This is a genomic window from Streptomyces sp. NPDC057939 (assembly GCF_042887545.1).
Lineage (GTDB): Bacteria > Actinomycetota > Actinomycetes > Streptomycetales > Streptomycetaceae > Streptomyces.
In genome coordinates this window covers 24,168-35,336 of the sequence record NZ_JBHVPG010000072.1, presented here as the reverse complement: position 1 = coordinate 35,336, position 11,169 = coordinate 24,168, and the positions used below count along the sequence as shown (strand labels likewise).

The window sequence follows — 11,169 nt, the reverse complement described above, 5'->3', positions numbered from 1 at the left end:
AGGGGGGCCGGGGCACAGCCCCGGGAAACGGCGAAGGGGCGGGGCGGGGAGCGGCCCGCGCAGCGCCCCGCACGCCCAGCCCCGCGCAGCGCCCCGCACGCCTAGGCCGGCGCAGCCGCCAACCGCAGAACGGCCAACACCGGCAGGTGATCGGTGGCCACCCCCAGATCGGCCGATGCCACCCCCGGCACCCCGACCGGAACCCCGCAGGCCAGCACCTCCACCCCCCGGGACGCGAAAACGGCGTCGATGCGCCGATCGGCACCCGGCGCCGCCGCCGGGAACGTGTGCTCACCACCCCAGGGAGCGACCGCCCAGCAGTCCTGGAGCGCCCCCGCGAGCCGGCGGAAGGCGGCCCCGTCCGGGGTCTCGTTGACGTCGCCGCCGGCGATCACGTACGGGGCGTCCGTCGACGCCACGCGGTCCAGCAGCGCCACCGCCTGCCGCATCCGTTCGTCCCGGGCCAGTGACAGGTGTGTGCTGATCACTCCGAGGCGGACCGCCCCGAAGCGGACCACCGCCGTGGCGAAGCCCCGTCGGTGCCGGCCGGGGGTGAGCGGGAGGAGGACGTCCTCGGTGCGCTCGACATGGGCCCGCAGCGAGCACAGCAGCAGCGGCCCCGCCGCCGTCGCGCCTCCGCCGAGGACCACGAGGTCGCACTTCGCGGCCAGCCTGGCCGCGTGCTTGCGCCAGCGGAAGAACCGCGGTGCCTCCTGGGCGAGGACCAGGTCCGGCTCGCAGGCCCGGATCACCCGGGCGAGGGCGTCCTCGTCGTCGCGCAACGAGCGGATGTTGTAACTGAGTACCCGGATGACGACGGAACCATCTGGCTCCGTAAGGGACTTGGGCGGCAGGTGCGGCGTCGGGTCCATGTCCGCAACATACGCAGCCGCCCGCCGCTCCCCCAAGGGGCGCGACGGGCGGTCACGATGAAGAGCGGGTCAGCCCTGGCGGGCCAGGTCGGCCGCGCCGACGAGTCCGGCCTTGCCGCCGAGCTGCGCGGCCAGCACCTGCGCGTGGGGTCGCCACGCGCCGCCGATCAACCAGCGCTTGAAGGACTTGCGGATCGGGTCCAGGACCAGGTCGCCCTCGTCGGAGACGCCGCCGCCGACGATGAACGCAGACGGGTCGAAGAGGGAGGCGAGGTCGGCCAGTCCGGCGCCGGCCCAGCGGGCCAGCTCGCGGAAGGAGTCGATGGCCACCAGGTCGCCCTGACGGGCCGCCTGGCTGATGTGCTTGCCCTCGATGCCCTCGGGGGTGCCGTCGCCGAGCCCGAGCAGGATCGTCGCGTTCTCGGGGGTGGCATTGGCGCGCTGCCGGGCGTAGCGGACGAGGGCGCGGCCGGAGGCGTACTGCTCCCAGCAGCCCTGGCTGCCGCAGCCGCACAGCAGGCCGTCGGGGACGACGCGGATGTGGCCGAACTCGGCCGCGACGCCGAAGCGTCCGCGCCGCAGCTTGTTGCCGATGATGATGCCGCCGCCCAGGCCCGTGCCGAGCGTGATGCAGATGACGTCCTCGTGGCCCTGGCCGGCGCCGAAGCGGTATTCGCCCCAGGCGGCGCAGTTCGCGTCGTTCTCGACGACGACCGGCAGGCCGATGCGCTGCTCGACCTTGTCCTTGAGCGGCTCGTGGCGCCAGTGGATGTTCGGGGCGAAGAGCACGGTCGCGCGCTTGTCGTCCACGTATCCGGCGGCGCCGATGCCGACGGCTTCGATGGTGTGGTTGCTGCTGACTTCTGCGACGGCGGCGCAGATGGCCTCCGTCACCCCGTCCGCGGTCGGTGGGGTGGGCACCTTGTACGTCTCAAGGATGGTGCCCTCTTCGTCGACCACGCCGGCCGCGATCTTGGTGCCGCCGATGTCGACGCCGATGGTGAGTCCCATTAGTCCCTCGGTTTCCGGTCAAGCCCCGCCACGGCCCACCGTACCCGAGGCGGCCGGAGGATCAGTCGAGATCGATCCGCTCGGCCGGGCCCGCTCCGGGGTCCTCGTCGGGTCCGTGGCCGGGGGCGCCGTCCTTGCGGGGGTTCGGCGCGGTGGGCGGTTCGTCGCGCGTCCACCGGCGCTCGTGGCCCTCGACGGCCGAGCGGTAGGCGGCGAGGAGTTCCGCTCCGGCGGCCGCGAGGTGGTCGAAGACCTCCGGATTGCGTTCGACGACGGGCTTGGCCGCGGTCTTGGCCTGGTTGACGAACTGGCGTACGGCGTCCTGTGCGACGGCGCCGACGATCGGGTTGTTCAGGGAGGAGACCTTTTCGGCCACGGCGTCGAAGAGCTTGAACAGTTCCTCGGCGGCGGTTCCGTTGCCCGCTCCGCCGCCGTCCCGGCCGGCGCGGCGGCGCTGCCGCTCGGCAGCGAGGTCCTCCTCGCAGGCCTTCGCCCAGGCGTCGTCATCGGTGGGGCGGTCGGCGGTCTCGCTCATCGCGGACTCTCCTTGCGGGGCGTACGGTGCAGCCACATTCGACCTTACCCGAACGGCGGTACGGCGCTCAGTGCGCCCGGGGCCACAGCTGCGGGTCCGGCGTGAAGCGGATGCGCAGGACGCCGTCGGTGAGGCCGGCGCCGGAAACGGTGCAGCGGCGCAGCGCAGAGGGCAGCGGAACGATCCTGCGGTGGGGGCCCACCGCGAGGAGCAGCTCGTCGCCGCGCCGGATCAGGTCCAGCTCGCTCTTGCGGGCGCGGGGCAGCGGCACCGCCCAGACCAGTACCCCGTCCTCGGGTCGCCGGTCCTCGACGCTCCAGCGGGCGCGTCCGGGGGCGTCCGGCGGGACGAGCGGGCCCGCGGCGGCGAGGGCGGCCAGTTGCTCGGGGCCGCGCGGTTCCCGGCCCGGGTGGGGCAGGGCGACGACGGGGAGGTGCCGGCTCCACGCCTCGCGGAACTCGTCCTGCCGGGCGGCGATGCCCGCGACCCAGGGGTCGGCGGAGTCCCGGGGTGCGAGCCGGTTGGCCACCAGGTCGGTGACGGGCAGCTGGTGCAGGGCGAGGCCGAGGAGGCCGGAGCGCAGGGCTTCGTCGGCGGCGGCCCCGGGTTCGGCGACGACGCGTACGGCCGTCCCCGCGTCCTCGATGACGGCCTGTACGGCGGCGAGCTCCTCGTCCCAGCGGGCGGCGGCCTCGTAGAGCCACCGGGCGGGCATCGGGACGCCGGCGAGCTGGGCCAGTACGGGGCGCAGGGCGCGGGCGGCCTGCCGTTCGGCGGGCAGCAGCCTGGCCAGGTAGCGGCGCAGCTGCGCGGGGAGGGCGAGGGTGGTCACGGTCTGGTGCAGCGGGGGCATGTCCACGACGACGAGGTCGGTCGCGGGTGTGGCGGCGGCCCGGCGCAGGGCGCGGAGCAGGGCGAACTGTTCGGCGCCGGGAAGTTCGGTGAGCTCCTCGGCGCCGAGCGGGCGTCCGCCGAGCATGCCGATGAGGGAGGCTCCGCGTTCCTGGAGGGCGGCGAGCTCGACGCGGAACTCCTCGCCGGAGTCGATGCCGGCGAATCGCAGCCCGGGGACGGTCCCGGGGTCCGCCGACGGGTCCCCGGAGAGCAGCAGCACCCGCTGTCCGGCGCGGGCCGCGGCGAGCGCGGTGGCGGCGGCGACGGTGGTCCGCCCCGCCCCTCCGGGGCCGGTGATCAGCAGGGTGCGGGGCATGGTTCTCCTCGTGCACGGGGCGGTGGGGCGGCCCTTGGCCGCCCCGGGAACAGGACGGGGCAGCGCGGCCGGAAACAGAACGGGCGCGCCCCGGGGACGGGGCCCGGTGGATCCCGGGCCCGGAACCCGGGCCCCGCCCGGGATCCGGGATCCGGGCCGGGTCCGGGATCCGGGCCCGGGGACGGAATACGGACCCCACCCGAGGACGGAATCCCAGCCCCACCCGAAGACGGGATCCGGACCCGGGCCGGGGACGGAATCCCAGCCCCACCCGAAGACGGGATCCGGACCCGGGCCGGGGACGGGATCCGGGCCCGGGCCCGGGCCCGGGCCGGGGTAAAACCTTGGACCGGTCCGGGGCGGAACCAGGCCCGGGTCCGGGGCACAAACCGGCGGGGCCCCGGAACGGGGAACCGGCCCGTGGATCAGGCGCCGACCCCGACCCTGGCCCTGGCCCTGGCCCTGGCCCTGAACCAAAAGCGGAACTCGGCGCGACTCGCGCGACGGAACCAAGCCCGACCGGGAGCGGTCCCCGGCCCTCGGACAGGCCCCGTCCCGGAGGCAGGTCCCTGACCCAAGACGGGCCCCGACCCTCGGACAGGCCCCAGCCCGCACGCGGATCCCAACCAGCAGACAGGCCCCGACCGACGGCCGGAGCCTCGACCGGTCGGGCCGGTGGCGGGAACCCGGCGCGGAGCGACCGCGCGGGCGACCGGACGCCGCCCCGTGCGGGTGCCCCGTCAGGACGGCGGGTTCAGGTCCGGGTCGGCGCCAAGCCCAGGGCCGGCGCCGGGCCCGGAGTCAGCCCCGGCGTCAGTACCCGGCCCGACGTCCGCACCCGGCCTGGAGTCGGACCCGGCCCGGGGGCGGCCCCGGCATCCGCACCAAGCCCGGGGTCAGCCCAGCGGCGTCAGCACCAGCCCCGGCGTCAGCACCCGACCCGGGGCCGGCCACAGCATCCACACCCGGCCCAAGGTCGGCCACGGCGGCGTCGGCCCCGGCATCCACACCCGGCCCAAGGTCGGCCACGGCGGCGTCGGCCCCGGCATCCGCACCCGGCCCAAGGTCGGCCACGGCGGCGGGCCGGCCCTGCGTCAGGCGGATTCGACGCGCTTCTTCAGGCCCGCCAGCGCGCGGTCGATGATGACCTTCTCCGCCTTGCGCTTGATCATGCCCAGCATCGGGATCTTGACGTCCACGGTCAGCTGGTAGGTGACCTCGGTACGGCGGCCGCCGTCCAGCGGTGCCAGCCGGTACGAGCCGTCGAGCTGGCGCAGCATCTGGGACTTGTCCAGGGTCCAGCTGACCTCGTCCGAGCCCTTCCAGGAGTAGGCGAGGGTGTGGTCGTCCTTGATCGCGCCCGCGTCGAGCAGCAGGCGCACCTTCTCGGCCCGGCCCGCGGCGTCGGTGGCGAGCACCTCTGCCTCCTTCACCTCGCCGGTCCATTCGGGGTAGCGGGCGAAGTCGGCGATCACGGCCATGACGTCGGCCGGCGAGGCTTCGATCGTGATGCTTGAGCTGGTGTGTTCCGCCATCGCGGTCGCTCCTCCGGGGACTGTTCGACAAGTGTGCGGGAGGCCTCCGGCCGCCGCGTGAAGGCTACCGCGCGTGTGGGTGCGGCCACTCCAGCGCCTCCGGCCGCCTGGTGGGCGGCGGCGCGTTCACCATTCCAGGGCCCACGGCCGCCCGGTCGAGGCGAAGTGGCCCACGTTCACGCATTCCGTGCCGCCGATCCGCATGCGCCGGGCCAGCGGCTGGTGGACGTGCCCGAAGAGCGCGTACCGCGGTTTGGTGCGGCGGATCGCGGCCAGCAGGGCCTCGCTGCCGCGTTCGAAGCGGCGTGCCACGGTGTCGTAGCAGAGCTCGGGGACCTCGGGCGGAATGTGCGAGCAGAGCACGTCGACCTCGCCCAGCGCCTCCACCTTGGCGGCGTACTCCTCCTCGCTCACCTCGTAGGGCGTGCGCATCGGCGAGGGCAGGCCGCCGCCGACGAAGCCGAAGACGCGGCCGCCGATCTCCACGCGCTGTCCGTCGAGGACGGTCGTGCCGGGGCCCGCGTACTCGGGCCAGAGGGACGGGACGTCGACGTTGCCGTAGGTGGCGTACGTCGGGGAGGGGAAGGCCGCGAACATCTGTGCGTACTGACGTCGTACGGCTTCCTCGATCAGGCGGTCCCGGTCCAGCCCGGCCCACAGTCGGCGGCCGAAATCGCGCGCCTCGCCGAACTTCCGGGCCGTGCGCAGTTCCACGATGCGGTCGGCGTTCTCGACGCCGAAGAGGTCGGGGAAGATGCCGCGCGAGTGGTCGGCGTAGTCGAGGAAGAGCACCAGGTCACCGAGGCAGATCAGCGCGTCGGCGCCGTCCTTGGCCCGGGCCAGCGCCTCGACGTTGCCGTGGACGTCGCTGACGACGTGGACCTTCGTACGACTCCTGCTGCCACCCATGCCCGCAACCCTAGGGGCGACCGGGCCCGACGGGTAGAGCGGCCCCGGAGGCCCACCGGACCTGCGGTTACTTCCTAGTCGCAAACGGGGTCGACTACTGTCGGCATCGTCGATACCGGGCGTGCGGCGTCATGGCAATGTCTGACGATGTACAGAATGTGACGCACGGAACATCTGGCCGGTTCCCTCTATCCGGAACCCACTACCGGTGGGTAACGTCCGGTCGGTCCACACGGTGGCGATGGCGCCCAGAGGAGCAGCAGTCTTGCGCGAGTTCAGCCTTCCGGCTCTGTACGAGGTCCCGTCGGACGGGAACCTGACGGATCTCATCCGCCGCAACGCCGCTCAGCATCCAGACACCGCCGTCATGAGCCGCAAGGTCGACGGCCGGTGGCAGGACGTGACCGCGACGGAGTTCCTCGCCGAGGTGCGGGCCGCCGCCAAGGGTCTGATGGCGGCGGGCATCCAGCCGGGCGACCGGGTGGCCCTGATCTCCCGCACCCGCTACGAGTGGGTGCTGTTCGACTTCGCGATCTGGAGCGCGGGCGCGGTCACCGTCCCCGTGTACGAGACCAGCTCCCCCGAGCAGATCCAGTGGATCCTCGGCGACTCCGGCGCCGCCGCGGCGATCGTCGAGAGCCCGGGCCACAGCGGGGCCGTGGCCGCGCTGCGCGACCGGCTGCCGGAGCTGCGCGAGGTCTGGGAGATCGAGCAGGGCGCCCTGGAGGCGCTGAAGGCCGCGGGCGCCGCGATCACCGACGCGGAGGTCGACGAGCGCAGCGGTCTTGCGAACGCCGACGACCCGGCGACCATCGTCTACACCTCGGGCACGACCGGCCGCCCCAAGGGCTGCGTGCTCTCCCACCGGAACTTCTTCGCCGAGTGCGGCAACGCGGTCGAGCGGCTGAGCCCGCTGTTCAAGACCGGCGAGTGCTCGGTGCTGCTGTTCCTGCCGGCCGCGCACGTCTTCGGGCGCCTGGTGGAGGTGGCGGCCGTGCTGGCGCCGATCCGGCTGGGCTGCGTACCGGACATCAAGAACCTGACCGACGAGCTGCAGTCCTTCCGGCCGACGCTGATCCTCGGCGTGCCGCGCGTCTTCGAGAAGGTCTACAACTCCGCGCGCGCCAAGGCCCAGGCCGACGGCAAGGGCAAGATCTTCGACGCGGCCGCCGAGACGGCGATCGCGTACAGCCGGGCGCTGGACACCCCGCGCGGGCCGTCCTTCGGGCTGAAGCTCAAGCACAAGCTGTTCTCCAAGCTCGTCTACAGCAAGCTGCACGCGGTCCTCGGCGGACGCGGCGAGTACGCGATCTCCGGCGGCGCCCCGCTGGGCGAGCGGCTCGGGCACTTCTTCCGCGGCATCGGTTTCACGGTGCTGGAGGGCTACGGCCTGACCGAGTCCTGCGCGGCCACCACGTTCAACCCGTGGGACAAGCAGAAGATCGGTACGGTCGGTCAGCCGCTGCCGGGCTCCGTGGTGCGCATCGCGGACGACGGCGAGGTGCTGCTGCACGGCGAGCACATCTTCACCGGGTACTGGAAGAACGAGGCGGCGACCGCCGAGGCGCTCACCGACGGCTGGTTCCACACCGGCGACGTCGGCACCCTCGACGAGGACGGCTACCTCGCGATCACCGGACGCAAGAAGGAACTCATCGTCACGGCGGGCGGCAAGAACGTGGCGCCCGCGGTGATCGAGGACCGGATCCGCGCCCACGCGCTGGTCGCGGAGTGCATGGTGGTCGGCGACGCGCGGCCGTTCGTGGCGGCGCTCGTCACCATCGACGAGGAGTTCCTCGGCCGCTGGGCGGCGGAGAACGGCAAGCCGGCGGGCGTGACGGCGGCGGAGCTGCGTGAGGACGCGGACCTGATCGCCGCCGTCCAGCAGGCCGTGGACGACGGCAACGCGGCGGTTTCCAAGGCGGAATCGGTGCGGAAATTCCGCATTCTTCCCTCCCAGTTCACGGAGGAGTCGGGCCACATCACGCCGTCGCTGAAGCTGAAGCGGAACGTGGTGGCGAAGGACTTCGCGGACGAGATCGAGAACCTGTACCGGGCCTGACGGATCCGGAGGGAACGACCCGTCAGGAGGGAACGGCCCCTCCGGAGGGAGCGGCCCGTCCCATGGAGTCGGCCTGGCGCGGGTCCTCGGCGAGGATCCGCGCCATGTTCCGCTCCGCGAGGGCGGTGATCGTCACGAACGGGTTCACCCCGAGCGAGCCGGGGACCAGGGAGCCGTCGACGACGTAGAGGCCCTGGTAGCCCTTGGCGCGGCCGTAGGTGTCCGTGGCGCGACCGAGCACGCAGCCGCCGAGCGGGTGGTAGGTGAAGTCGCCGGCGAAGGCCCGGTTGCCGCCGAAGAGGTCGTGCCGGTACACGGTGAAGTTCCTGCGGTTGATGCGGTCGAAGAGGTTCTTGGCCGCGTTCAGGGACGGGTCGCTCTGTTCCCGGCGCCACTGGAGCCGCGCGGAGTCGGCGGCGGCGTCGTAGGTGAAGTGTCCGCGCTCCGGGTTCTTCGTGATGGCCAGGTACATCGAGATCCAGTGCTCGAAGCCCATGGGCAGCGGGGCGATCTCCGCGAAGACCGGGTTGGCGGCGTTGTCCCAGTCGTCGATGCCGAGGGCGGGCATGGTCGCCTGGTTGGCCCCGACGGTGTCCCAGATGTGGTTGGCGCGGGCGGTCATGACGTTGCCGTTGGGCCCCCAGCCGAGCCCGACCTGGTCGTTCAGCGCGGGCAGGGTGCCGGTCTCGCGGGCGCGCAGCAGGATCTCGGTGGTGCCGAGGCTGCCGGCGCCGAGGAAGAGCTGGCGACAGCCCAGCTCGCGGACCTGGGTGACGCGGCCGCTGAGGTCGCTGGTCCGGACGGTGAGGACGTAGCCGCCCTCCGGGTCGGGGCGGACGCCGACCACCCGCTGCATGGTCTCGATGGTGACGTTGCCGGTGCCGATGGCGGCGGCCAGGTAGGTCTTGTCGACGCTCTTCTTGCCGTGGTTGTTGCCGTAGATGACCTCGCCCGCGAGCGCGGAGCGGGGGGCGGTGCCGGCGGCCTCGCGCTTCATGTGGTCGAAGTCGTAGACGTTGGGCACGAACACGGTCTTCAGGCCGGTGTTGTGGGCGTGCTTGCGCGAGGTCCGGGCGAAGCGGTACCACTCGGTGGACTCGAACCAGGCCGGGTCGATGTCGTTGACGCCGAGCATGGCTCGGGCGCGCGGGTAGTAGGTGCCGTACATCTCGTCGGCGTCGACCTGGGGCAGCACCTCGGAGAAGTACGAGCGGCGCGGGGTGGGTGCCATCCCGCCGTTGACCAGGGAGCCGCCGCCGACGCCCCGTCCCACGTACACGGACATGTCGCCGTAGTTCACCCGGTCCAGGACTCCCGGGTAGGGGCTGATGTCGCGGTTGACCACGTCGAGCCAGAGGAACTGGGCGAGCGGGGCCTCCGTGCGGGTGCGGAACCACATGGAGCGGTGGTCGGGCGCCGAGGTCGCGGGGAAGATCTTGCCGTCGGGACCGGGGGTGTCCCACAGCCGCCCCATTTCGAGGACGACGGTGCGTACGCCCGCCTGCCCGAGCCGGAGGGCGGCGACGGCGGATCCGTAGCCGGAGCCGACGACGATGGCGGGGGCGTACCGGGCGGGCGGCGGCTCGGCGCCCGCGGCGGCGGCCGGACCGATGCGGGTGAAGCCGAGCGCCGCGGCGGCCTGGAGGGCGCCGAGCCCCAGGACATGACGACGCGTCAGGTTGGGTGTCATGGCCGCATCATGAGCGGATTCCGCCCAACCGGCCATAACCCGCACTGACACGCTTCTGAGTGACAGTCAGACATGGCTCGACCGTATGCGGGGCCCGCCGGGGTCCGCGCGATTCGACGGACTTCGCCTGCGGCGGGGCCGTCAGGAGCGATAATCCCCCTCCGCGCCCCCTCCCCCGTGGAAGGGGGGTCCGGGACCGCGCCTACAGCAGCTCGCGCAGCCGCTCCGCGAGGAGGTCCCAGCGCCACTTCTCCTCGACCCAGGCGCGGCCCCGCTCACCCATGCTGCGGCGCAGTTCCGGGTCCTGGAGCAGGGCCGTGATCCGGTCGGCCGCCTCCTCGGGGGAGCCACCGCGCACGACCCAGCCCGTCTCCCCGTCCAGAACGGCGTCGGGCGCGCCGCCGGAGTCGCCCGCCACCACCGGCAGTCCCGTCGCCGAGGCCTCCAGGTAGACGATGCCGAGCCCCTCGACGTCCAGGCCGCCCCGCCGGGTCCGGCACGGCATCGCGAACACGTCGCCCGCGCCGTAGTGCGCCGGGAGTTCGGCCCACGGCACGGCCCCCGTGAAGACCACGGAACGGGAGACCCCGGTGGACTCGGCGAGCTTGCGCAGGTCCCCCTCGTACGGGCCGCCGCCCACGACGAGCAGCACCGCGTCCGGCACCGAGGCCAGGATCCGCGGCATCGCCTCGATCAGCGTGTCCTGCCCCTTGCGCGGGACCAGCCGGGAGACGCACACCACCACCGGGCGGTCCGTCAGCCCCAGCCGGGCCCGGACCGCGGCGCCGCCGGATCCGGGGTGGAAGGTCTTCTCGTCCACCCCCGGCGGGAGTTGCACCATCCGCGCCGCCGCCCGCTCGGTGACCGCCGAGGCGATCCGCGAGCGCGTGTACTCCCCCAGGTACGTCAGGGTGTCCGTGCCCTCGCCGATGCGGCGCAGCAGCTGTCGCGCCGCGGGCAGTTGGGCCCAGCCGGCCTCGTGGCCGTGCGTGGTGGCGACCAGCCGGCGGGCGCCCGCCCGCCTGAGCGCCGGGCCCATCAGGCCCAGCGGGGCGGCCGCCCCGAACCACACGGACTCGCAGCCGTGTTCGCGCAGCAGGCCGACCGCCCGCCGGGTCACCCGGGGGGTCGGCAGGAGCATCGTCGTACGGTCGCGCACCACCCGGAAGGGCTGTTCCGCGTCGAAGGCGGCGGTGGCCGCGCGGCCTTCCTCGCCGTGCTTCCAGGTGGAGGCGTAGACGACGATCCGGTCGGGATCCAGGCGCAGCGCCATGTTGTGCAGGAAGGCCTGGATGCCGCCGGGGCGCGGCGGGAAGTCGTTGGTCACGATCAGCGTCTTGTGCAT

General features: G+C 73.3%; 9 protein-coding genes. 1 reads left to right on the top strand and 8 read right to left on the bottom strand.

Features of this window, described 5'->3' with window-relative positions; translation table 11 throughout:
* Window positions 1–101: 101 nt before the first annotated feature.
* The 6 genes from ACFVS6_RS39625 to ACFVS6_RS39600 form a co-directional block, all read right to left on the bottom strand.
* Window positions 102–872, bottom strand: coding sequence for an endonuclease/exonuclease/phosphatase family protein (locus ACFVS6_RS39625; protein WP_389711387.1), 771 nt, complete (start codon window positions 870–872; stop codon window positions 102–104).
* Window positions 873–941: 69 nt separating this feature from the next.
* Window positions 942–1,883, bottom strand: coding sequence for an ROK family glucokinase (locus tag ACFVS6_RS39620; RefSeq protein ID WP_389711386.1), 942 nt, complete (start codon window positions 1,881–1,883; stop codon window positions 942–944).
* Window positions 1,884–1,944: 61 nt separating this feature from the next.
* A complete protein-coding gene (locus ACFVS6_RS39615; protein WP_389711385.1) occupies window positions 1,945–2,418 on the bottom strand; it encodes a DUF5304 family protein in 474 nt (157 codons plus the stop codon).
* A gap of 67 nt (window positions 2,419–2,485) precedes the next feature.
* Window positions 2,486–3,628, bottom strand: coding sequence for an ArsA-related P-loop ATPase (locus ACFVS6_RS39610; RefSeq protein ID WP_389711384.1), 1,143 nt, complete (start codon window positions 3,626–3,628; stop codon window positions 2,486–2,488).
* Between the two features lie 1,094 nt (window positions 3,629–4,722).
* Window positions 4,723–5,163: an SRPBCC family protein gene (locus ACFVS6_RS39605; RefSeq protein ID WP_389711383.1), complete on the bottom strand. Its 441-nt coding sequence runs from the start codon at window positions 5,161–5,163 to the stop codon at window positions 4,723–4,725.
* 126 nt (window positions 5,164–5,289) lie between these two features.
* Window positions 5,290–6,072, bottom strand: a complete 783-nt coding sequence (locus tag ACFVS6_RS39600) for a metallophosphoesterase (protein WP_389711382.1) — start codon at window positions 6,070–6,072, stop codon at window positions 5,290–5,292.
* 265 nt (window positions 6,073–6,337) lie between these two features.
* Between ACFVS6_RS39600 and ACFVS6_RS39595 the strand changes: the two genes are divergently transcribed.
* Entirely contained in the window at window positions 6,338–8,134 is a 1,797-nt protein-coding gene (locus ACFVS6_RS39595; protein WP_389711381.1) for an AMP-dependent synthetase/ligase, read from the top strand.
* Between the two features lie 22 nt (window positions 8,135–8,156).
* Here ACFVS6_RS39595 and ACFVS6_RS39590 read toward each other — a convergent pair whose 3' ends face one another.
* Both ACFVS6_RS39590 and ACFVS6_RS39585 read right to left on the bottom strand, forming a co-directional pair.
* Window positions 8,157–9,824: a GMC oxidoreductase gene (locus ACFVS6_RS39590; RefSeq protein WP_389711380.1), complete on the bottom strand. Its 1,668-nt coding sequence runs from the start codon at window positions 9,822–9,824 to the stop codon at window positions 8,157–8,159.
* A gap of 202 nt (window positions 9,825–10,026) precedes the next feature.
* The gene (locus tag ACFVS6_RS39585) at window positions 10,027–11,169 is read right to left on the bottom strand and encodes a glycosyltransferase family 4 protein (RefSeq protein ID WP_389711379.1); all 1,143 of its coding nucleotides are present in this window, start codon (window positions 11,167–11,169) and stop codon (window positions 10,027–10,029) included.